Below are 22741 nucleotides of genomic sequence, written 5' to 3'. Positions count from 1 at the left end.
TCTTCTCTCCTGGCGTTCTTGGCCGTTTTCTCCTCCAACCGCCGCTGCTCTGGACGCACGGCGGCGAGAGCGACGGCCAGCGAAACCTGCCTGTCGCGATCCCGATACGAGGAGGCGCGCCGGGCGCCGGCGCCGCCTCCCCCCGCTGCTACCCTCGCCGCCGATGGCCGCCACGAAGCTCCCCCCGCTCTCGCGCCGGCGCGCGCTGGTCGGCCTGGCCGCGCTCGCCTCGACGTCGTGCCGGCGCCGCGGCTCGCCGTCGCCGCCGGAGCCGGCGCCGGCGGCAGCCGAGGCAGCCCCCCCGGGCTGGAAGGAGCTCGCGTTCGAGCCGGCCTCCGGGGGCGAAGACCCCCAGCGCGCGCTGCTCCTCGCGCCGGCCGCCGCGGGGGCGCCGCCGCTGCTCGTCGCGCTGCACGGGCGCGGGGAGGCGGTGCGAGGCGTCGAGGTCGGCGCGCGCGGGTGGCGTGACGACTACGCCCTCGACGCGACCCTGAAGCGGCTCCTCGCGCCGCCGCTCGCGCCGGAGGACCTCGGGGGGATGGTGACGCGCGAGCGGCTCGCGCAGCTCAACGCCTCGCTCCGGGACCACCCTTACGCCGGCCTGTGCATCGCCACGCCGTTCACGCCGGATCTCCGCGACCGCTCCGTCGAGGGGGCCGCCAGCTTCGGGCGGTTCGTCGTCGAGCGGCTCCTGCCGCGGGCGCGCGCCGAGGGCGGCTGCCAGGCCGCTCGGGAGGCGACCGGCATCGACGGCGTGAGCCTCGGCGGCCGCCTCGCGCTGCTCGTCGGCCTGTCGAACCCCGACGTCTTCGGCGCGATCGGCGCCTTGCAGCCCGCGGTGCGGGCGAGCGAGGCGGAGATGTTCTCGACCCTCGCGCGCCGGGCCATGGAGCGCCACGCGGTCGCGCTGCGGCTCGTGTCGAGCGAGGCCGACCCCTTCCTCCCCGCCATCCAGGCGATCAGCGATCGGCTGCGCCAGGACGGCGTCGCCCACGAGCTGCTCATTGTGCCCGGACCGCACGACTATGCCTGGAACCGCGGCCCTGGCGGCGTGGAAATGGTGCTCTGGCACGAACGCGTCCAGCGCGGGTTGAACCCGCCGTGATGGGGGCGGCCCCGGGTCACAAGCCCCTGACCAGGCCGCCGAACCGTGTTACTTCCTCGGCAACGACGTGGCCGACCCGACACGCATCGCCCGCGCCGACAGCGCGACCGACCCGCCCTCCGTGCGCGAGTGGCTGAAGCCGCTCGAGAGCGCCGGTCAGCGCCGCCACACGAGCGCGAAGCGCGTCGGCGGCAAGGCGGCGTCGCTCGGGCGCCTGCTCCGCGACGGCTTCCCGGTGCCGCGCGGCTGGGTCCTCGACGCGCGGTGCTTCACCGAGCTCATCGACCGGCAGCTCCCGCCCGGGCACGACATCGCGACGCTGATCCGGCTCGCGGGCACGAAGGCGGGCGTCGACCGGGCCGCGCGGGCGCGCGACCGCATCCTGAGCGAGCCGCTGCCAGAGACGCTCTCGGGCGCGCTGCGGGCGCTCTGGCAGGCCGTCGAGCCCGAGGCCCCCTGGGGCCTCGCGGTGCGGTCGAGCGCCACGTGCGAGGACAGCGACGAGACGTCGATGGCGGGGCTCGCCACCTCGGTGCTCGGCGTGCGCGGCGAGGCCGGGATGGACGCGGCGATCCGGCAGGTCTGGGCCAGCGCCTTCCTGCCGCGCGCGCTCTCCTACCTCGCGCACGCCGGCGTCCGCGACGTCGCGATGGGGGTCGTGCTGCAGGTCATGGTGCGCGCCGAGGCCGCGGGCGTGCTCTTCACCGCGCCCCCGCCGGGGCTCGAGGGCGAGCGCTGGCACGCCGGCGAGCGGCTCGTGAACGCGACGCTCGGGCTCGGCGCGCCGGTCGTCGACGGCGCCGTGGCGGCCGACACCATCCGGATCGCGCGCGACGGCGGCAGGGTCGTCGCGTCGGCGGTGGCGCAGAAGCGGCGCGCGCTCGTCGTGGGCGCGGCGGGGCTCGAGGAGGTCGCGGTGCCCGAGGCGCGCGTCGAGCGCCCGGCGCTCGACGAGGGCGCGCTGCGGCAGCTCGCCGAGCTCGCCGCGCGGCTCGAGCAGGGCGGCAAGGGCCCGTTCGACGTGGAGTTCGCGGTCGAGGGCGGCGACCCCCTCCACCCGCCGGAGCCGCCGGAGAGCGCCGCGACGGACGGGGCACCCGCGGCGGCCGGATCGCCGGCACCGGCCGAGCAGCGCGTCTGGCTGCTCCAGGTGCGGCCGGTGAGCGGCGGCGGCTTCCCCGAGGGGGGGGACGCCGACACGATCTGGTCGCGCGCCAACGTGGGCGAGGCGCTCCCCGGGGCGGCGACGCCGCTCACCTGGTCGGTGGCCCGGGCGTTCTCGGACCGGGGCTTCCGCGAGGCGTTCGCCGCGCTCGGCTGCCGCGTGCCGCGCGGCGCGCGCCTCGTGACCAACGTGTACGGGCGCTTCTACCTGAACCTCACCGCCTTCATGCAGATCGCGGCGCAGGTCCCGGGGCTCTCGCCGCGGGCGCTGCTCGGTATGAGCGGCGGGGCGAGCGAGCAGCTCATCGCGCGGCTCGCCCAGCAGAGCGCGGGCGTCTCGAGGCGCCGCTTCTACGCGCGGCTGCCGCTCACGGGGCCGCGGCTCCTGCTCCGGCAGGCGCGGCTCGAGCGCGAGGTCGCGGCCTACGAGGGCGAGGCGGTCTGGGCGCAGCGCGCCCTCTCGGAGCTCGACATGACGCTCCTGCCGGACGACGCGATCGGCACGACGCTGCGGAGCGTCTTCCTGCTGCTCGAGCGGACCGGCACGCTGATGCTGCACTGCGCGTCGGCGTCGCTCGCGAGCCACCTCGCGCTCTGCAAGGCGCTGGAGCGGGTCACGCGCCGCCGCGCGTCCGCGCGCTCGGCGACCGGGGAGGAGCCCCTCGACGACCCTGCCGGGCGCCCGGAGACGAACATCGAGCACCTGGCGCAGGTGCTCGCGGGCGGCGTGCGCGAGCTCGACAGCGCGGGGCCGGGCATCGAGCTCGCCCGGGTGGCCGAGCTCATCATGCTGGATCGGGTCGCGCGCGAGCGGCTCCTCGCCGGCGAGGTGCGGTGGCCGCGCGACCTGCCCGAGGGGCCGGCGCGCGACGCGCTCACGCGGTTCCTCGACGCGTACGGCGATCGCGCGGTGCGCGAGGCGGAGCTCGCGACGCCGCGCTGGCGGGAGGATCCGTCGCCGGTCATCGCGATGCTCGTCGCGTCGCTGCGCGGGGCGCCTGGCGACCCGGAGCGCGCGCTGGCGCGGGCGCGCGCGCTCGCCGACCGCGAGATGGCGATGCTCGAGACGCGCCTGCCGCGGGTGGAGCTCGCGCTCCTGCGCGCGCTGGTCGGCCGCGCGCAGCGCTACGTGCGCCTGCGCGAGCGCATGCGCACGTGGGTGACGCGCGTGCTCGGCATGCTGCGGAAGGTCGCGCTCGACATCGACCGGCGCCTCCGGCGCATCGAGCCCTCGCTCTTGCCCGGGAGCGTCTTTTTCTGCACGTACGAGGAGCTCGTGACGGCGCTCTCCAGCGGCCGCGCCGACGTGGGCCACGTCGTGCGGCTGCGCCGCGCCGAGCACCTGCGCGACGCCGCGCGCCCCGATCCGCCGCCCGCGTTCATCGGCCGGCCGCCGCCGGTCGTGCTCCCGCCGGCGGCGGGGGTTCGCCTGCTCGGGCTGCCGGCGAGCCCTGGCGTGGTGGAGGGCCGGGCCCGCGTGCTCGACCCGGGCGCGTCAGCGCTCGACGCGGTGGAGCCGGGCGAGGTGCTCATCGCGCGCACGACGGACATCGGCCTCTCGCCGCTGTTCCTGGTGGCCGCCGCGGTCGTGACCGAGCTCGGCGGCCCCATGTCGCACGCCTCGATCGTCGCGCGGGAGTACGGCATCCCTGCGGTGGTGAACGTCCCCGGCGTGACGCTGGCGATCAAGACGGGCGACCGGCTGCGGATCGACGGCGATCGCGGCGTGGTCGAGCGCCTGGACGAGCGCGCCGCGCCGCCGTCGCTGGACGACGGCGCGGTGGGCGACGGCGCGGCGCCGCTCGCCGCGCCGCCCGGATGACCGCGGCGCGGTGGCGCGTGGGGCCGTCGGACGGCCCCACGGTGGCGGACGTCCTCGAGCGCATGGGCGGGGCGTCGCGCGGCCTCGCGGGCGCGGCGGCGGAGGGGCGGGCCTTCCTGAACGCGCGCCGCGCGCGGCCTGACGACGCGGTGGTCCCTGGCGACGAGCTCGCCGTGTGGCCGGCGCGGCGCGACGCGCCGGGCGCGCCGCCGGTCGAGGTGCTGGCGCGCTGGGGGGAGATCCTGGTCGCGTCGAAGCCGGCGGCGTTGCCGACCACGCCGGAGCGCCGCGGCACGCGGTCGCTGGTCACGGAGGTCGCGGAGCTGCTCGGCCTGCCCGCCCCGCCGCACGCGGCCTCGCGGCTCGACGTCGGCGTGAGCGGCGCGGTGCTCTGCGCGACGGGCCCGCGGGGCCAGCGGCACCTCGCGGCGATGCGCGAGGCGGGGCGCGTCGCGCGGGTGTACGTCGGCGTTGCTGGCGGGCGCGTCGAGGGGGCGGGCACGTGGGACGCGCCCATCGGCGCGGCGCGGGCGCGGGGCGGTCGCAGCTTGCCTGCGGTCGGCGGCGCCGGGGCGAAGGAAGCGGCGACGCGCTACCGGGCGATCGCCTCGGCTGGCGGCGGGGCGGCGGTCGCCACGCTGCTCCGTCTGGATCCGGTGACGGGCCGCATGCACCAGCTCCGGGTGCACGCCGCGCACGCCGGCGCGCCGCTCCTTGGCGATCGCGACCATGGCGGCGCGCGCTCCGTGACCACGGCGCGGGGCCGCGTGCTTCCGCTGCCGCGCATCGCGCTGCACGCCTTGCGCGTCGCGGTGCCGGATGAGGGCGGCGAGGAGCGGACGGCGCTGGCGCCGGTCCCGGACGAGCTCCGGGATCTCTGGGCAGCGCTCGACGGCGGCGGCTCCGCGTGGGAAGAGGTGCTGACGACGCCCGAGGCGGCCCTGCTGCCGGGGGCTCCAGCCGGTATCCGATGACCTCGCCTCGTCCTCTCGTCCGCGTTGCCCTTGCGACCCTCGCTGGCCTCGCGCTCGCCGCTGCCGGCGTCGTCGCGGTGGCCGAGCCTGGGGATCCGCCCTCCCGCGCCGGGTATGCGCCGGACCCTGCGGTGCAGCCCAGCGAGAAGCAGTGGGTCTTCGAGGTGCAGTACGCGAAGGGGCGGGGCTCGGTCGCGCGCGCGCGACCGGTGAAGCTCGACAGGGCCGCGGCGACGGCGCGCGTGATGGGCCGTTTCGCGATCGAGCTCTACGTCGGCAGGGAGCTGCTCGATCGCGTCCGCTTCGACGTGCCGCTGACGGGTGACGCGCCGGAGCGGTCGTCGAACATCCTGTATCGCCGGCCGACGTTCGACGAGGGCGTGACGTCGCGGTTGCGGGTGCAGATGGCGGACAACCCGCGCGCGAGCTGGGCCAAGCTGGTCGACCGGAAGACGGGCGTGGAGGAGCGTTTCCTCTGGCCCCCGGAGCCGGACGGCCGGCTTGTGTCGCTGGACGCGCAGAGCCCGGCGGCGCTGGACGGGGGTGTTCCGGCGGACGCGGGCAGGCTGCCGGTGGACGGGGGCGGCTCTGCGGACGCGGGCAGGCTCCCTGTGGATGCGGGGCCGCCGGACGCGGGGTGGCCGCCGATGGATGCCGGGCGGCCGGATGGCGGGTGGCCGCCGGTGGACGCGGGCCAGCCGGACGCGGGGTGGCCGCCGATGGACGCCGGGGTGCCGGATGGCGGGTGGCCGCCGGTGGATGCCGGGCGGCCGCCGGACGCCGGGGTGCCGCCGGATCCGTTCAGGCCGCGGCGGAAGTAGCTCACCCGATAGTTCCCGTCCGCGCCGCGGCTGCGGTAGTCTGCCCCGCATGCAGGACCGCTCGTTCGCTGCGTTCGCCTCGTTCTTCGTTGCCGCCGCTGTCTGGGCGGCGCCGGCCTCTGCTCAGCAGCAGCCTGCGACCGCGGCGGCGCCGGCGGGCGCGGCTGCGCCGGCCGCTGACGCGTCCGCGCGCAAGGATCCCCAGGGGCAGACCGGCATCAGCCCGTACATGGAGCAGATCCTGAAGGGGCAGGCGTCGTTCGTGGCGCGCGACATTCCCGGCGCGATCGCGGCGTTCCAGGACGCGATCAAGCTCGATGCGGCGAGGATGCTCGGCTTCTATCGTCTCGGCGAGGCGATGCTCGAGTCGGGCAACATGGCGGAGGCCGAGGCGGCCTGGACGACGGCGCTCGGCAAGAAGGGCACGGACGCGCTTCAGGCCAAGGTGCTCTTCTGCCTCGCGGATCTGCGCGAGCGCCAGAAGAACTGGCAGGCGGTGCGGGAGGCGTGGGGAACCTACGGCACGTTCCTGACCAGCAATCCCAAGGCGGGCGGTTACCCGGCGACCGTGACGGAGCGTCAGAAGCAGGTCGATCGCCGGGTGAAGGACGAGAAGGACTACGCCGCCGTGAAGGAGCGCATCGTCCAGCGCGAGGCCGAGCGCCAGAAAGAGGCCGAGGACAACGCCAAGAAGGACAAGCTGAACCGGTAGCGCGCCCTCGGCTGCGCGCGCGGCGCCCGGCGGTTGTCGGCGGCGTTGCGCGGCCGCGCACAGGTCTCGATCTTTCTCCTTGGCACCCAAGCCGAGGCGAGCTCTGCGCGCGAGCGCCTGATGATGGAGGTCGCCTCGACACCAGAAACCGCCGGCCGCTCAGGGCCCCGCGAGCGCTTCGACGGTAGCGCCGTCGTGGCACCCGTTGCAGCTTCCGGAGTCGACCGCCGCCGCCTTGACCAGCATGGCGCCTCCGCGCGAGATCGTCGCCTCGAGCGGGGGGACGAGCGCCTCGGTAGTCCAGAAGTTGCCGCTGGTGGTTGGGGAGAGCTCGACGCGCTTACCCAGCGAGTCCTGAATGATGACGACGGCGCCCGCGCCGCCGGCGATCGTGCCTGCGGCGCCAAAGTGCGGGGCAGGATCGAAGTCACCCACCACGGGCGGGGCGTGACAGGAGAGACAATCCGCTCCCGGACGCATGTCGGGGCCGGTCTCTCGCTCGGGCCGGATCCAGCCGAGCGCTCGCGCATTCGCACCGGGGCTCCTGTGACAGGTGTTGCAGTTCGCGGAAGGCGCGTCGACGGGCATGTGGTTGGTCGCGGCCTGCGAGCGGATCGAGGCACGCAATGGGGCAGAAGCCGGCTCATCGGTGTAGAAATTCCCCGAGTCGTCGGTGACGAGCTCGAGCGATCTACCGCTCGCGTCGACAATCGCAACGGTAACGCCGCTGACGCCCTCCGAGCGTGCGGAGACCGAGGTCTGGATGACGGTGCCCGCCACGGACAGCGTCGGCTCGGCAGAGCCACCCATGGAATGGCAGGAGAGGCAGGGATCGCCCGGCCGATGGGACGCAGAGCCGGGGCTCGAGGCGACCTCGCCGCATCCCAAGAGACAGAGCGCCAGCGACCAGAGCGCCTTCACGCGGGCCCCGCGAAGCCGTGAAGAATGCCGCTGTCGAGCCAGGTTTGTACGCATCGAAAGGCCGCGGCGACGGGGTCCGGGGTTGCCGCGAAGGCCTCGCAGACGAGCGAGAACGCCGCACCTTCGCGCGCTCGACGCAGCGCTTCGGCTTCCTCCTCGGGCAGGGCGCGGAGGCGGCATTGCAAGCCAGCGCGCCAGACGAGGAGATCGACGATGTCGCGCGCTTGATTGCATGCGATGTGTGGTCCTTCGCCTTTGGACCACGCTGCGCGGGCCGCGCTGCCGAGCGAGACCACGTCGAAGGCCTGACCGAGGACGAGCACGGAATCGGGCAGCGGGATCTTCCTCGGCTCCGCTTTGTGCGCGCCGTCGGCGGCCAGGAACACCCACAAACAGGCCCACTCGACCGCGGCGAGCTCCGACGCGACGGGCTCGCCGGCGGACAAGAGGAACGACGGAAAGTCCGCGCCGACCTGCTCGAGCGCGGCGCTCGTCGAGCGGTGTTCCCGCACGTAAGACGACGCGTGCCGGGCGAAGCCCGCCGCGCCGAGATGGCTGCGGGCGACGGGGAAGAGCTCCTCGAGGGCGGCGATCTGACGCGTCACGAACATCCGCCGGTAGTTCTCCACCCCGTCGCGCGGGCTGATGGCCCCGGCGCTTCGAAAGCCCGCGATTTCGGCGGCGCCGATCGTGCCCGAGAGCACCGCCCGAGCGAACACGGTGACGTCGTCCGGAGCTGCGCTCACGATGCCCTCGCGATCGATCGGGCCTGCGCGACCTCGGCGAGGAGGACGTCGAGGGGAGGAACTTCGGCGTCCCGCTCGACGATGGTCGTGACCGGCCCGAAGCGGCGGACCGCGCGCTCGTAGAGGCGCCAGACCTCATTGGCGACGGGCGAGCCGTGGTCATCGAGCAAGCCCGCGCCGAGCTCGCCATGACCAGCCAAGTGGATCTGCACGACGCGCTTCTCCGGCAGCCCTTCGATCAGATCCTCCGGGTGTCCGCCGAGGTTCACTGAGGAGACGTACGCATTGTTGAGGTCGAGAAGCATGAGGCAATCGGTCCGCGAGAAGAGCTCGAGCCACACGTCGAGCTCCGCCATCTCGTTGGACGCGAAGTCGACGTAGGCCGCGACGTTCTCCAGCGCGATGCGTCGCCCCAGAGCGTCTTGGATCCGGCAGATACGTGCCGCGACACGCTCGAGCGTCTCGACCGTGCGCGGCACCGGCCACAGATCGTGGCCGTGCCGGCCGCCGAGGCGAGAGAAACAGAGATGATCGGAGACGAGATCGGCCTCGATTTCATCCGCCAGATCCCTGATCCCGAGCACGTGACCCATGTCGATCGGATCGAACCCGGCCACGTCCATCCCGACGGCGTGCACGAGGACCGACGCGTCGCGCCTCACTCGATCGAGCGCGGCTCGCGGCCGGCCGCCTCGGCCCACGAAGTTCTCCGCGATGATCTCCACGCAATCGACCGCGAGGCCTCCGGCCAGGGCGTCTCCGAAGTGCTTCGTCCGAAGGCCGAAGCCGAACCCCGTCCGGCGGCCAGGATCGACGTGGCCGATCGCGTCGGTCCGGGGCGGCTCGCGCGAATCGGAGGGATCGAGGTGGTGAAGAGACACCTCACGATTCCTCGATGGCGGAGCCTCCCTTCTCTGCGCATTCCTCCTCGGTCACCTCGAGGAACCCTTGCCCCTTGCACTCGTTGAGGCCGGCGCAGTCGCTGGCCGCGCCCTTGCAATCGCTCTGGCCCTTGCACTCGTTGATGCCCTCGCACTTCACGAGCGCCTGCTCGGCTTCGCCGGTGCCCTCACCGCAGGCCGCCGTTCCCAAGAGCGCAACGACCCCTGCCGCGATCGCCGCTCCTCGCATCGGAATGTTCATGGTTTCTCTCCAGGTTTGGTTAAGGTTGCACGGTTTCTCGGAGCGCATCTCGTGGTGAGATGCACCCCAGGTACGACGCCTCCGCAGGTCGGTATCGCTCAGCGGACGCTCAGCCGGCGCTTTCCGGCGACGCGTCCCGCGACCGCGACGATCAGAACGGGCGCGACGTGCGAGACGAGGAGGTGGTCGACCTGCGCGTGACCGCAGCGAAAGGCGATCGTGGCCGCCGACCAGAGCCCCGCGAGGACGCCGATGAGGAGGCCAGTTCGTGCGGGCGCAATCGGGTCGGAGCCGGAGCGCGCGCGCGTCACGGTGAGCGCGAGCGCAGCGCCGAGACCGAGCGTCATCGCGGAGCACTCCCAGTGAGCGGCGGGCGGAACCGGCGCGAACGGGTCCGGGAGCCACAACACGGACGCGACGACGCCAAGCGCCGCCGCGACCACTGCGATCCAAGCGCGCCGAACGGCCACCGAAACGGGACGGCGACCTGCCAGCGCGAGGGTCGTCGCGGCGGCCGACACGAGGGCGAGCCAACCGGCTCCAAGCCACCAGGCGACGTCATGCGGATGCGGTCCACGGCCCGTGAGCGCGACCGCCGCGAGGAGCGCACCCGAGCCGCCGAGGACGACGCGCGTCCTTCTTTCGAGCGCGGGCCGCGACGGGCTGGGCTCGGCCTCGACGGAAGAGAGGACGCGCGCGCGCAAAGCAGCGTCTCGTGTGGGGGGGCTCATCGTCCTCCCTCCGGCTTGTCCTCGCGAAGCGCAACCCGAAGCTGATCGTAGGCTCGCTGCGCCCGGAGCTTGACCGCCGCGAGCGAGACCCCGAGCGTCGCGGCAGCTTCGGCTCCGGTGAGGCCGTCCTCACGGATCAGAAGAAACGCCTCGCGCTGAAGCGGAGGTAGCGAAGCCAGCGTAGCGTCCATGGTCTCGCCGAGCTGGCGCGCCATCAGGATCGCCTCCGCGTCCGCCTCCAGATCGGGCTCGGGTACCAGCCAGGACAACGGCCGGCGCCGATCCCTTTTTCGTGCATCGAGAAACAGCCGGCGCGCGATCGAGAAGGCCCACGGCTCGACGTCGGATCCTCGACGGAAGCTCGCCCGCGCGCGATGCATGCGCAAAAAGGTCTGCTGCAGCAGGTCTTCGGCCGCGGTGGGGTCGCGTTCCAGGCGCGAAAGGTAGCGAAGCAAGCGCCCCGCCAGCGCGTCATAGACCACCGGGAACGCGGCTGCGTCCCCGTCGGCGTAGCGGTCCATGGCGGCGCTGGCCGCCGACCGTTCCAGCCGCTCGTCAGCGTCCATGCCGTCGGCGAAGGCCGCAAGGGCCGGGTTGGAGAGAGCGGCCGAGAGGAGCACCGCGGACCAGTACGACGAGCCCGCGCGCGAGTATCGGCCTCCTCGTCGGAGGTGCGGAACGCCGCGTTGCGGAACCCATCCCACCCCGGTACGACGACGGCGGCCGCTGGTATCGAAGAAACGCACGGGCCGGGCAGCCGCCGGATCCGTGCAGGCCCCGGCGCAAGTAGCTCGCCGCGGCGACGTGGCTCGCCGTGGCGTCGAGGGCGCGGGCCGCCGGCTCGACGGTGACCGAGCGGCAGAAGCGGATCGATCGCCGGGTGAAGGACGAGAAGGACTACACTGCCGTGACGGAGCGCATCGTCCAGCGCGAGGCCGGGCGCCAGAAAGAGGCCGAAGAGAACGCCGAGAGGGACAAGCTGAACCGGCAGCGCGCCCTCGGCAGCGCGCGGCGCCCGCGGGTGGTCGGGCGGCGGTGGTTCGACTGCGCCTCCGCGGGGGGAGGCGTGGCGCGCGCGAGGCGCTCGTTGTGCGGTGGCGGCTCTCCGTTGCGTGCACGAGGCCGCGAGGGGCGGCTTGAGGGGTTCCACCGCGCACGGGAAGGTCTCCGTCGCCGACACGGAGGCTTCCGTTGCCGGCACGAAGGCCTCCGTCGCCGGCACGAAGGCTTCCGACGCGCGCCGGAAGCTTCCGGCACGGGGCGGGACGCGAAATTCGCCGGAAATTCATCCTCCGGCGCATGCCGGACGGCATCGGGAGCAGGGCGAGCGCCGCTAAGTACGCGAAACGTCGTGCTCCGGAGCGCGCCGAAGGGCTTCGTTTCGGCGACGGAAGCTTCCGGAGCGCGCCGGAAGGTCTCGGGCGCGCGCCGGGCGCGCGCGGGGAGGGCCGATGTCTGAGCGCTCCTCGCCGCGAGTTCGGCGGGCCCCCGCGCGCGCCCGGCGCTCACGCTACCCACGACGCCAGCCGTCGCTCGCCTGGGGCCCCGCCTCGGTCCACCGGTAGAACCCCTCGCCCGTCTTCTTCCCGAGCCTCCCCGCGCGCACCATCTGCCGCAGGATCACCGGCGGCCTGAACTGCTCCCCGACCTCCCGGTGCAGGTGCTCCAGGATCGCGAGCCGCACGTCGAGCCCCACCAGGTCCGTCAGCTTGAGCGGCCCCATCGGGTGCCGGTACCCGAGCTCCATCGCGCGATCGATGTCGACCGCCGACGCCACCCCGGCCTCCAGCATCCGCATCGCCTCCGCGCCGAGCGCCACGCCGAGCCGGCTCGTCGCGAAGCCGGGCGTGTCGTTCACCACGATCGGCGTCTTGCCCAGGCGCCTCGCCACCGAGAGCGCCGCGGTCACCGTCGCCTCGTCGGTCTCCAGGCCCCGCACCACCTCGAGCAGCTCCATCACCGGCGGCGGGTTGAAGAAGTGGAGGCCCACCGTGCGCGCGCCCGCCCCGAGCCGGCGCCCGAGCTCTGTGATGCTCAGGCTCGACGTGTTCGATCCGAGCAGCGCCCGCTCCGGCGCCGCCGCCTTCGCCCGACCGAGCACCTCCACCTTGAGGTCCATCCGCTCGGGCACCGCCTCGATCACGAGATCGACGTCCGCCGCCGCGCGGTCGAGATCCGGCGACGCGACGAGCATCCCGATCATCTCGCTCCGCGCCTCGTTGAGCATCTTGCCCTTCTGAACGAGGCGATCGGTCGAGCGCTTGATATCCTCGATCGCCGCGGCGATCCGCGCCGCGTCGACGTCGTGGAGGCGCGTCACGTAGCCGGCGACCGCCGTGACCTGCGCGATCCCCTGGCCCATGGTGCCCGCGCCGAGCACGAGCACGGCGCGCACGCGCGCGGCGGCGGACTCGACCACCGGCTCGCTCACTTCGACGGAGCCGGCGCCCGCTGGGCGCCTTCCTTCTGTCGCGCCTCCTGGATCTGCTTGCGCACCTTCTCCACCTCCTCGGGCGTGAGCTTGCGCAGGTTCGCCGAGCCCGGCGCGGCCGGCGCCGCCGACGCGGCGGCCGCCGCGCGCAGCGTCTCCGCGGCCGCCCCCGCGGTGGGCCCGGTCGGCGGCGCGGGGCGCGCGCCCGGGCGGACGTCGGCCGCCGCCGCGGGGCGCGCGTTGGCCGGCGCCGCGGGGCGCTCGTTCGCAGGCGTCGCCGGGCGGGCATCGGCCGCGCGGGCGTCGGCCGCGCGGGGGCTGGCCGGCGCGGCCTGCCCGGCGTCTCCGCCGTCGCTGCTCATCGCGAGGAACGTGACGCCCGCGACCACAAAGACAGCGAGCCCCAGCGCAGGCACCCAGTTCGGGGTGGGCGGCTCGTCCGCCGGTAACGCGCGGGCGGGCTCTCCGTCGAAGCCGTGGTGGTCGCTCGCGTCGTGCGCCGCGGCCGCGTGAGTGTCTTGATGGGCCGTGCTCATGCGCGGGACAGTTGCCGCACTTCGACAGCGGCGTCGAGGGGGTTCCACGCCCGGAAGGCCCCGGGCGGCCGGGCGCGCGGTCGCGGCCGCGCGGCCCTGCGCGCTCAGCCCGCGAGCTTCCGGTGGCTGTCGAGCGCCGCGCGCTGATCCTCGAGGTCGTCGCCGTAGACGGCCTCGATCGCCTCGGCCGCGAGGCGGTGCTGCCGCTCCGCGGCCGCCTTCGGCTGCATGCCGTACGCGGCGTCGCGGATCAGCACCGTGCAGAACTCGAACCGATGCTCCCCCATGCGCGACCAGATCCGCTGCGCCTCGCCGAAGCGCAGGTGATCCACGAGGACCGACGCGTCCGGGATCATCCGGGCGAGGACGCGCGTGTCGAACTCCCGCCCGAGCACCGCCGCGGAGACGACCGTCTGCCGCGTCCGAGGCTCGAGCCGCTCGAGCCGCGCGACGAGCAGGCTGTTCACGGTCCGCGGCGGCATGAACCGGCTCGAGCGCGCGGCCTCGTGGGTCGACCCGTACCGGCCGTCCTCCAGCCAGTACGCGAGGATCTCCTGCGCGAAGAACGGGTTGCCGCCCGCGGTCTGGCCGAGCAGCGACTCGAGCATCGTGGGTATCGGACCCCCGAAGAACGGCTCCGCGAGCGCGAGCAGCCGCTCCTGCGGCAGCGGCGCGAGCTCGATGACCTGCGACGGGATGCCCGCGTCGAGCGCGATGCGCCCCGCGTCCCCCTCGCCCCCGGGCGCCGCGGGGCGCGCCGAGCAGATCACCGCGAGCGGCAGATCGCGGCAGGCGGTCGTGATCGCGCGCACCGCCTCGAGCGAGGTCGGGTCAGCCCACTGCGCGTCGTCGAGGTGAACCACGACCGGCTGGAGCGAGCTCTCCGCGACGAGCAGCGCGGCGAGCGCGGCGAGCGCCTCGGCGCGCCGCTCGGCCTCGGCCTCCGGCGTCGCCGGCTCCTCGCCCCGCAGCCGGAGCAGCCGCGCGAGCGCCTCGCGCGACCTGTCGATGCCCTCGCGCACCTCGGTCCAGCCCTCGGGCAGCCGCTCCAGGAGGAGCTGGAGCGCGAGATCGAGCCCGGCCTGCTTGGCGCGCTGGCCGAGCTCCGACGAGATCCCGAGGTACTCCTTCAGCGCGAACTCGAAGGCGTAGAGCGGGGTCTTCAGCGTCTGGTCGCAGCGGGCCTCGATCCAGAGCAGCGGGCGCATGTCCATGAGCTGCGCGCGCTGGTGACGGTAGCTGTGCACGAGGTAGCTCTTGCCGATGCCCGCCTCGCCGAGGATGTACACGACCCCGGCGGAGCGGCCGGCGAAGATCGGCTCGAGCGCGCGCGTGAGCCGCTCGAGCTCGACCTCGCGCCCGATGGGGCCGAGGTCGTAGAACTCCTCCTGCACGGCGATGCGCCGCCGCTCGAGCGAGTAGACGAGGATCGGCAGGTCGAACCCGTCGAACCGGAAGATGTTCTCGGTCGACCACTGGTGGCTCGCCTCGCCCGCGAGGAACGCCCGCTCGTCCGCCCAGATCGACGACGGCGCCGCCTTGCGCGCGATCTGCGCGGCGAGGTGGACGGCGCGGCCGACGCAGGCGAACTCGCGGCGGCCCCCGGCGCCGAAGAAGCCGACCAGGCAGCGCGCGCGGGTGATGCCCACCGCGAGCCGCGGCACGCCGAGGCCGTTGCTCTTCAGCTCGAGCGCGAAGTCGAGGGCGCGATCGTGGTCGCTCTCGTGCGAGACGGGCGCGCCGAAGTAGAAGAGCGCGCCGAAGCCGCGCTCCGTCACGTTCATGCCAGCGAACGTGGCGCCGTACATCGCCGCGATCTCGTGCAGCTGCTGGAGGAGCTCCGTCGGGCTCTCCACCCGATCGAGCGAGACCGAGACGGTCGTCACCTCCCGGATCTCGCCCTGCGGCGCGAGGTCGCCCGCGCCCGGCGGCAGGAACGACTCGGCGTCCGCGTCCCGCGGGGTGTCCGTGACCGTCAACGAGGGGGGCTCGGTCAGGAGATCGGCCTCGTCGAACTCCACCGCGCTCTCTCGCGCGCTGGCGGTGGGGAGCCGCTCGCGGAAGCTGCGATCGAGGTGGAGCTCGCTGTCGTCGACGCCGCGGTCCGTCGCCTGGCAGGCCTCGATCGCGGGGCCGTAGAGCAGGAAGTAAGCCCGATCGTCGGCGATGCGCACGATCGTCCAGTGGACCGAGCCCCACGCGAGCCCGATCCGGAACGGCATCTGCCCGCCCCCGGCGCCGAGCGCGCGGCGCGCGGCGAGCTCGAGCAGGGTGCGCCGTATCGCGAGGGCCGCGCTGCGGGCGTGCCGGGTGACGTTGCGCCCCGGCCGATCAGGGAAGAGCGCGGTGAACCCGCCGCCCGGCGAGAGCGCCGCGACGAAGCCGCCCGACTGGTGCACGGCCTCGAAGAGCGGATCGAACAGCGAGCGCAGCGCGTCCGGATCGATCGCCTGACGCGCGATCATCTGCTCGGCGAGATCGACGACGGCCGGGAGCGACACGTGCAGAACGGCCGCGTCGACCGCTCCCGCGTATTGCCCTTCGGCATCCTGTTCGAGGATGAAGTCCGGGACGAGCGGATTCATGTCGAAACTGTATCGGGGATCTCCTCCCGACACGAGCATGGTGGGGGGCTTTCGACCCCCCGGCGAACGTGCCCGGAGGCGCGTGGAAAAAGCCTGTTCAGGCGGTGCGCCGGGGAGGCTGTCGAGAGGCGCGCCGGGAGGCGGTCGAGGAGCGCGCCGGAGGGCTGTTCAGGAGAACGTCGCGGCGTGTGGGCCGGGGTCACCAGGGCAGGACGCGCGCCGGGGGGGGACCCTACCGCCACGGGACGTCGTCGACCGGCACCAGGCGGGAGGTGAAGAAGACGCGCACCGTGCCGACCTCGCGCCGCGCGCCGTCGAGCGTGAAGGGCACCTTGCGCGTCTCCCCCGCGAGGCGCAGGGTCAGCTCGCCGCGCAGGACCTCGGGCGCGCCGGGAACGGCGGAAGGCGAGGGGCCGTCCCCGGTCGACGCGCGCGCGATCTCGACGATGTAGCTCCCCTTGGGCAGGCCCCGGAGCGCGAGCGACTCGGCGCGCGTGCTCGTCGCGTCGCGCGAGCGCACACCCAAAGGCCCGAGGGTGGACCCCATCCAGGAGAGGCGCCGGCCCTGCGCGTCGATGAGCGCGAGGTCGAGATCGGCGCCGCCGCTCCACTCGGCGCTGAGCTGCACGTCGCCCGAGAGGACGGTGGACGGCGCCGCGTCCGCCTGCGCGAGCCGCCGGTCGACCTCCGCCCGGATCGCGGAGGTCACGTCGAGGCGGAGCTGGCTCGCGAGCTCGCCCATGCCGCTCTCGCCGGCGCACCGGATCGCCGCGGCGACGAGCTGCGCGTCGGCGGGCGCGAGGTCGGCGAGCGCCACCCGGTGCTGGCACGCGAACGCGGGCCGGCCCGCGGCGTCCCAGAGCTCGGCGAGCCGCGTCTGGACCGCCCTGTCGCCGGGGCGCACGTCGGCGAGGCCCCCGAGGATGCGCGCGGCGCGGTCGCGCTCGCCCTGCCGGGCCGCGAGGTCGGCGCGGGCGATCAGCGCGCCGGGGTCGAGCGCGTCGCGCCCGCTCCAGCGCGCGGTGAGCTCCTGCGCCTCGCCGAGGCGGCCGGTCGTGGCGTAGAGCGCGTAGAGGCCCATCGTCCGGTCGCGGCTGTCCGGGGCCGCCGCGAGCGCCGCCTCGGCGGCCGCGGTCTTCGCGGCGCCCTCGGGCGCGAGCGTGTTCGTGGCGTCGAAGCTCACGTGGCGATCGAACACCCGGCGCATCGGGATCATCCGCCGCGGCGCGGGCGGGAGCTGCATCGGCGGCGGAGGAGGCGACGACCACGACGGGTTGGCGCTGAGCTCGCCGCGGTTGCCGGGCGGGGACATCTGGGCGGGGCGCCGCGCGGGGGCCGGCGATGGCGCCGCGCGGGGCGCCGACGCCGGGGCGGCGGACGTCGGCGCGGGCTCCGGCATCGCCTTCATGTCGCTCTCGGCGAAGGCGTCGCTCGGCAGCTCGTCGAAGGACATGCCCGGGGACGCCGGCAGGGCCGAGCCGCCGCCGCCCCGCCCGAAGCCAGACAGCCCGAGGTCCCCCTTGGTCGCGGCCTCTTTCTTCTCCGGCGCGGCGCTGTCGTCGGCCGCGTCGTCCGGCTGCTCCCCCGCGGCGCTCGCGCTCACGCGCTGGGCCTGCTCCTCGCCCGTGAAGGCCGAGGCGAGGCCGCCCCGCTCGAGGCCGAACGCCTTGAACATCGCCTCGCTCTCCAGGACGAGCAGCGACGTGAACCGGCTCGCCACGGAGAAGCGCCGCGACAGCTCGATGATCGCGGGCTTCTGCGCGTCGCCGCCGGTGTCCTCGAGCTCCGCGATCTTCGCGGCGGCGTAGAGCCGCGGGACGAAGGCGTTGCCCGCGCCCGTCCCGGCGGCGATGGCGACGGGGTAGGTCTGCTCGAAGCGCTCGCCCGAGACGCGGCCCCGGAGGCGGATCTCGCCGGTGACGCCGGCGCCGGAGCTCATCCGCGCGACGACGAACGCCTCGCCGCCGGCGCGGATCGGGTCGAGCCGCGCCGGCGTGACCTGGGTGAGGCCCGGCGGCAGCTCGAGCTCCGCGTCGCGCAGCACGAGGCCGTAGGCGGCGCCGAGGACCGACTGCGCCGCGCTCGCGACCCGCTGGCCGGGCACGTAGGGGACCATCACCCCGCCGCCGCCGCGCGCGAGCGCCCGGAGCGACGTCGTGTCCGCGTCGCTCCCGAGCGCCACCGCGACCACGGCGGCGCCGTCCGCGGGGACCGCGCCGCGCACCGCGGCCTCGATGTGCGAGGGCCGCGTCGGCCCGACCGAGGGCGTGCCGTCGCCGAGGTAGAGGATCCGCAGCTCCTTGCCCTGGAGCGGGCCGGCGGCCGCGCGCGCCGCGATCATCGCCGCGGCGAGGTCGCTGCCGCCGTCGGGCTCGATGCCGCCGAGGAACCGCTCGACCTCGTCGGCCGACGCGGCGCCGGGCGCCATGGGCCGCGCGGCGCCGCCCTGGTCGCCCTCGCCGAGCGAGCGGCAGAGGGTGTCGCACGCGAGCACGACGACCTCGTCGCGCCGGTCCATCTCGCGGACGATCGACGAGGCGAGCCGCGTCGCGCGGGCGAAGCGCTCGCCGACCATCGACCGGCTCGAGTCGACGACGATCGCGTGGAGCCGCGACGTCGCCTCCTCCCAGCGGGGGAGCCGGGGGCGGAGCGCGATCGCGACGTAGGGCGAGGTGTCGCTCGCGACGGCGCGCGCCGCGGCGAGCGACGCCTCGTGCTCGGCGCCGTCGCCCTCCGGCGCGGCCGCGCCGCCGCCCCTCGACCCGCCGGCCTGCCGGCGCGGGGCGGCCGGGGCCGCGGGCGTCTTGTCGGGCTCCGGGGCCGCGGCGGGGGGCACCTGGTAGGCCCACGCCGTGACCGGGCGATCGCGATCGGGGAGCGCGTACTCGACCGTGAGATCGCCGGCCGGCGTGAACCCCTGCGCCTGCAGCGTGCGCCGGTCCGCGGCGCCCTCGGCGGGCGCGGCGGCGAGCTCGTAGCCGCGCGTCTCGACGCCGAACTCCCGGTCGTGGCCGAGCACCTGGAGGTCGAGCGAGAAGTCGCCGATGTTCGTGGTGCCGCTCTGGTCGTGCGCGAGCGGGTAGGTGAAGCGCCGGACGCCGCCCGCCTGCTCGACGAGCTGCGTGTAGGTGAGCACGACGCGGCGGGCGCCGCGCTTCGGGATGGGGAAGATGCGGAGCTCGAACCGGCCGCCCCGCTGCCACTCGAGCAGCGCAGGGTCGCGCCACGGGCCGGGGACCCAGATGATCTCCTCGCGCGGTCTGGGCGCCTTGGGGGCGGCGTTCTGGATGACGCCGCGCCAGATCGCGGCCCCGCGATCGCGGTCGACGAACGCGCCCTCGATCAGCTTGCCGTCCACCTCGAGCGCGAGCCGCTCGATCTGCGCGCCCGGCGGGAGCGGGAAGCGGAAGATGCCCTCGAGCTCCTCGTCGGTGTCGTTGGCGAAGGTCTCGTCGATCTCGGTCCGCGCGACGACGTCGACGATGCGCACCTTGACCGCGTGCTTGGCGAGCCGCACGGCCCGCTCCTTCTCCTGCGTGGCGCCCGGCCTGCGCGCCCTGAGCTCGCCGAGGCCGCGGAGCGCCGGGGCGTCGGCCTCCTCGGCGGACCGGTCGCTCCACGCGAGCGTGTCGGCGAGCGACGTCGCGCTCGCGATCCTGGGCGCGGCGCCCTTCGCGAGCGTCGCCTCCTCGCCGGCGCGCACCTCGACCGGCTCGCCCTGCTCCCCGGTGACGCGCACGGCGCCGCGGGCGACCTCGACGGAGGCGCGCTCCGCGCTCGCGGTGACCGCGAGCTTCGTCCCGAGCACCTCGATCTCGCCGTGGGGGATCTGGATGCGCGCGGGCGGCGCGCCGGCGGCCGGGGTGACGTCGAGGACGACGGCCCCGGCGTCGACCCGCGCGCGGCGGGCGTCGCCGGCGCCGAGCCACACGCGGGAGCCGCGGTCGATCGCGAGCGCGGAGCCGTCCTTGAGCGCGACGTGCGCGCGCGTGCGCGAGTCGGTGCGCAGGGTCGCGCCCTCGGGGAGCTCCGCGCCCGGGGCGAGCGGCGCGCAGGCGCCGGCGGCGTCGCACGCCTCGAGGCCGCCGGACCTGTCGGCCGACGCGCGCGACACAGAGGCGACCTTGCCGGACCAGGGCGAGCTGACGGCCGCGGTACCGGCCGGACCTTCCTCGCCGCCGCGCCGCAGGAAGACCCCGGCCGCCACCGCGGCCGCCGCGGCCAGGGCGGCGGCGGCGATGGCCGGGCGCCGCCCGAAGAGCGGGCCTCGCGCGCGGCGCGGCGTCGGAGAGACCCGCTCAGCGCTGGAGGGGCGCGGCCCGCCGGTGTGCGCGGCGGCGGGCGCCCTGCCCGAGGGCGCGTCGGTCAGGGCGCCGCCGGTGCGCGCGTCCGTGAGGGCGTCGCCGGCGCGAGCATCGGTCAGCTCGCCGCCGTCGCGCGCCTCGACCATCGCCTCGCCAGCGCGCGCTTCGCTGGAGCGCGCGTCGATCCGGTCGCCGCCCTCGCGCGCGTCTCCCGTCACCTCGCCGTCGCGCGCCTCGCCGTCAGCGGCGCCGATCAGCTCGCCGCCGTCGCGCGCGTCAGCCGTCGCCTTGCCCTCGCGCGCGTCGCCTTCACGCGCCCCGGGCACCGCCTTGAGCACGGCGCCGCTCGACGCGCCCCCCGAGGGGCGCGCCGCCTCGAGCCGCCGGAGCAGCGCCTCGGCGAAGTCGTCCGCCGGCCGGAAGTCCGCGCCCGCCGCCGCCGCGACCTCCGCGGCCCGCGCCGCGTCGTGCCGGCGGTCGCGGCACGCGTCGCAGCCAGCGATGTGCTCGTACAGCGCTGGCCGCGCCGTCCCGTCGAGCACCTCCGCGAGCTGCTCCTCGACCTCGCCGCAAAGCCCAGCCGCATCCGTTCCTGTCGCGCTCATCGCCTCACTCCTCGCCCAGCTCGGCCCTGAGCCGCCCGAGCGCCCGGCTGACCCGCTTCCTCGCGGTCGCCTCGTCGATCCCGCACGCGACGCCCACCTCCTTGAAGGAGAGCCCCGCCTCGAAGCGCAGCACCACCGCCTCGCGCTCGCTCGGCTTGAGCCGCGCCAGCGCGGCGCGGGCGCGCTCGGCCCGCTCGCGCTCCACCGCGAGCTCGCTCGCGTCCGGGCGCGGCCGGGTGTCGTGCACGAGGCGCAGCCGCGCCTCCCGCCGCGCCTTGAGCTCCGTGTGCCGCCCGCACAGGCGCCGCGCGATCCCGAAGAGCCAGGCCCGCACGCTCCCCTCGGCGCGGTACTGGGGGAACGCGTCGAACGCAGCGAGCAGCGTCTCCTGCACCAGCTCCTCGCTCTCGGCCTGCGACCCCGTGAACGCCATGCACAGCCGGCCGAGCGGCATGGCGTACGCCCTGGCGCACCGCGACAGCGCTTCCCGGAAGTCGCCTGCCCCGATCAGCCCCTCGATCGCACGCGCTTCGTCGGCCCGCGCGTCGCCCTCCGATCCCACGAGCGCTAACCCAGCTGCCATCGCTGCCTCATCGCCGGCCATGTGCCCCCGACCCCCGAGTTCGTGACCGGATTTTTTCTTCGCCCCGCCCCCCGGCGGACTCCGGTGCCCGATCCCACACTACAGGGCGGTCCAGCCTTTGCCTTTTGCAATACGATCCCAGCCGCAGCAGAATCGGCAGTCGCCTCAGGAGCCGCGCTTATGAATGAGACAAGCCTGTCTGTGTTCGCGAAGGCCATCGCGCCCGGAGACGCCGGACCGGGCGCCCCCGTTGACACGTCGCCTGTGAAGCGATGGCGACGGTCCATGGCGTTCGCCGTCGCCCTTTCCGTCGCCGGCGCGCTCGCCTCGCCCGCGGCGCGCGCGCAGGACGCGCCGGAGGAGGAGGCCCAGGAGGCAGAGGACGAGGCCCCGCCGCCCGTCCAGCAACAGAAGGGGCGCAGGAAGGTGATCCCGGCCCGGGCCGACGTCGGCGGGAAGGACCGGAGGGCGACCGCCGCGGACGCGAAGGGGGGGCCTTCCGAGAAGGACAGGGACAGGGACAGGGGCAAGGCGGAGCTCCCTGTCGAGGAGCGCGCCGCGCGCGGCGTGGCGATCATCGAGCGGGGCGGGCAGGTGCTCGGCCTCGGCGCGTTGCTCGCGGGCGACGGGCGCATCCTCACGGCGCTCTCGCCGCTCGGCGCGGGCAACGACCTGACGGCGCGCCTCGCCGACGGGACCACCGTGCGGGTCAAGCTCGGTCACCACGACCGCGCGTGGGATCTCGCGCTGCTCGTGCCGCAGACCGGCAAGTGGGCCGAGGGGCTCACCGCCTCGTCGCGCGATCCGGTGCGCCCGGACGCGCAGATCCGCTCGTTCACGGCGGCGCGCGGCAAGGTCGCAGCCGTCCCGCTCGTGCTTCGCTCGCACCGGTCGCTGATCGGCGGCGACGACCGCCAGCTCGCGGACGCGATCGAGCTCGGGTCGCGCATCTCGCCGCTCGACCTCGGCGCGCCCATCGTCGACGAGGACGGCCGCGTCGTCGCGGTCCTCGGCCGCGGCTGCGCCCCGAACGAGGGCAAGCCCTGCACGCCGGTCGCCTTTGGCGCGCCGATCAGCGCGATCAGGGGCTTTCTCCGCAGCGTACCGCCGACGGCGGTGCAGCCCGCGGCGTGGCTCGGGATCCAGGGGGTGAGCGAGGCCTCGCAGGTCGCCAAGGGGGTCCGGGTCACGGTGGTCCACCCCGAGAGCCCCGCGGACGAGGCGCGCTTGAAGGGCGGCGACCGCGCCGGGAGCGACATGATCCTCGCTGTCGACGGCGTGCCCGTCACCACCCCCGAGGCGCTCGCCGACGCGATCCGCACGCACGCGGTCGGCGAGAAGGTCCCCCTGACGCTGCTCAGCGGGGGCAAGTACCGGCAGGTCACGGTGCTGCTCCGCGCCGCGCCCGATCCGAAGGCCGCCGCGACGAAGAAGCCGGAGGCCGAGCTCCCGCCGCCGAGCTCGAGCGGCAAGGCCACCGAAGAGTACCGCAAGTAAGCGAAAAATGATGTGGGCCTGCGGGCGGATTCTATAAGCTCGGCCCTCGGGCGCGATCCGG

At 75.0% G+C, this 22741-nt stretch carries 17 protein-coding genes; 6 read left to right on the top strand and 11 right to left on the bottom strand.

The genetic code is table 11. The features are described from left to right. Positions 1–163 precede the first annotated feature (163 nt). From WME89_RS46885 to WME89_RS46865, 5 genes are all read left to right on the top strand, one after another. Positions 164–1105, top strand: a complete 942-nt coding sequence (locus tag WME89_RS46885; protein ID WP_438006050.1) for an alpha/beta hydrolase — start codon at positions 164–166, stop codon at positions 1103–1105. Between the two features lie 67 nt (positions 1106–1172). Further along, positions 1173–4091: a PEP/pyruvate-binding domain-containing protein gene (locus WME89_RS46880; RefSeq protein ID WP_438006049.1), complete on the top strand. Its 2919-nt coding sequence runs from the start codon at positions 1173–1175 to the stop codon at positions 4089–4091. Beyond that, positions 4088–5065, top strand: coding sequence for a pseudouridine synthase (locus WME89_RS46875; RefSeq protein WP_438006048.1), 978 nt, complete (start codon positions 4088–4090; stop codon positions 5063–5065). Before WME89_RS46880 ends, WME89_RS46875 begins: the two co-directional genes overlap by 4 nt. Further along, positions 5062–5886: a hypothetical protein gene (locus tag WME89_RS46870; RefSeq protein ID WP_438006047.1), complete on the top strand. Its 825-nt coding sequence runs from the start codon at positions 5062–5064 to the stop codon at positions 5884–5886. The genes WME89_RS46875 and WME89_RS46870 overlap by 4 nt, the downstream gene beginning before the upstream one ends. A 49-nt stretch (positions 5887–5935) precedes the next feature. Then, positions 5936–6598: a hypothetical protein gene (locus WME89_RS46865; protein WP_438006046.1), complete on the top strand. Its 663-nt coding sequence runs from the start codon at positions 5936–5938 to the stop codon at positions 6596–6598. 159 nt (positions 6599–6757) lie between these two features. On the opposite strand, the gene WME89_RS46860 is transcribed toward WME89_RS46865, so the two are convergent. The 11 genes from WME89_RS46860 to WME89_RS46810 form a co-directional block, all read right to left on the bottom strand. Further along, the gene (locus tag WME89_RS46860) at positions 6758–7519 is read right to left on the bottom strand and encodes a hypothetical protein (protein ID WP_438006045.1); all 762 of its coding nucleotides are present in this window, start codon (positions 7517–7519) and stop codon (positions 6758–6760) included. Beyond that, the gene (locus tag WME89_RS46855) at positions 7516–8265 is read right to left on the bottom strand and encodes an HvfC/BufC family peptide modification chaperone (protein WP_438006044.1); all 750 of its coding nucleotides are present in this window, start codon (positions 8263–8265) and stop codon (positions 7516–7518) included. Before WME89_RS46855 ends, WME89_RS46860 begins: the two co-directional genes overlap by 4 nt. Then, entirely contained in the window at positions 8262–9146 is an 885-nt protein-coding gene (locus WME89_RS46850; RefSeq protein WP_438006043.1) for a DUF692 domain-containing protein, read from the bottom strand. The genes WME89_RS46855 and WME89_RS46850 overlap by 4 nt, the downstream gene beginning before the upstream one ends. 1 nt (position 9147) lies before the next feature. Further along, positions 9148–9408: a BufA2 family periplasmic bufferin-type metallophore gene (gene bufA2, locus WME89_RS46845; RefSeq protein ID WP_438006042.1), complete on the bottom strand. Its 261-nt coding sequence runs from the start codon at positions 9406–9408 to the stop codon at positions 9148–9150. A gap of 98 nt (positions 9409–9506) precedes the next feature. Then, a complete protein-coding gene (locus tag WME89_RS46840; RefSeq protein WP_438006041.1) occupies positions 9507–10112 on the bottom strand; it encodes an NrsF family protein in 606 nt (201 codons plus the stop codon). Between the two features lie 23 nt (positions 10113–10135). After that, complete coding sequence (locus WME89_RS46835; RefSeq protein ID WP_438006040.1) at positions 10136–10885, bottom strand: RNA polymerase sigma factor; 750 nt, start codon at positions 10883–10885, stop codon at positions 10136–10138. Between the two features lie 764 nt (positions 10886–11649). Beyond that, complete coding sequence (locus WME89_RS46830; RefSeq protein ID WP_438006039.1) at positions 11650–12570, bottom strand: 3-hydroxyacyl-CoA dehydrogenase family protein; 921 nt, start codon at positions 12568–12570, stop codon at positions 11650–11652. After that, positions 12567–13106 (bottom strand): hypothetical protein, encoded by a 540-nt coding sequence (locus WME89_RS46825; protein ID WP_438006038.1) that lies wholly within the window; start codon positions 13104–13106, stop codon positions 12567–12569. Before WME89_RS46825 ends, WME89_RS46830 begins: the two co-directional genes overlap by 4 nt. Positions 13107–13210: 104 nt before the next feature. Continuing rightward, the gene (locus WME89_RS46820; protein ID WP_438006037.1) at positions 13211–15691 is read right to left on the bottom strand and encodes an AAA family ATPase; all 2481 of its coding nucleotides are present in this window, start codon (positions 15689–15691) and stop codon (positions 13211–13213) included. A gap of 232 nt (positions 15692–15923) precedes the next feature. Then, the gene (locus WME89_RS46815; protein ID WP_438006036.1) at positions 15924–20600 is read right to left on the bottom strand and encodes a VIT domain-containing protein; all 4677 of its coding nucleotides are present in this window, start codon (positions 20598–20600) and stop codon (positions 15924–15926) included. A gap of 4 nt (positions 20601–20604) precedes the next feature. Beyond that, positions 20605–21183 (bottom strand): RNA polymerase sigma factor, encoded by a 579-nt coding sequence (locus WME89_RS46810; protein ID WP_438006035.1) that lies wholly within the window; start codon positions 21181–21183, stop codon positions 20605–20607. A gap of 285 nt (positions 21184–21468) precedes the next feature. Between WME89_RS46810 and WME89_RS46805 the strand changes: the two genes are divergently transcribed. Further along, positions 21469–22680: a S1C family serine protease gene (locus WME89_RS46805; RefSeq protein WP_438006034.1), complete on the top strand. Its 1212-nt coding sequence runs from the start codon at positions 21469–21471 to the stop codon at positions 22678–22680. Positions 22681–22741: the final 61 nt, after the last annotated feature.

The sequence above is a fragment of the Sorangium sp. So ce321 genome, from assembly GCF_051530195.1.
GTDB lineage: Bacteria > Myxococcota_A > Polyangia > Polyangiales > Polyangiaceae > Sorangium.
The sequence above is the reverse complement of the archived record's forward strand: the minus strand, read 5'-3'. Positions and strand labels throughout refer to the sequence as shown.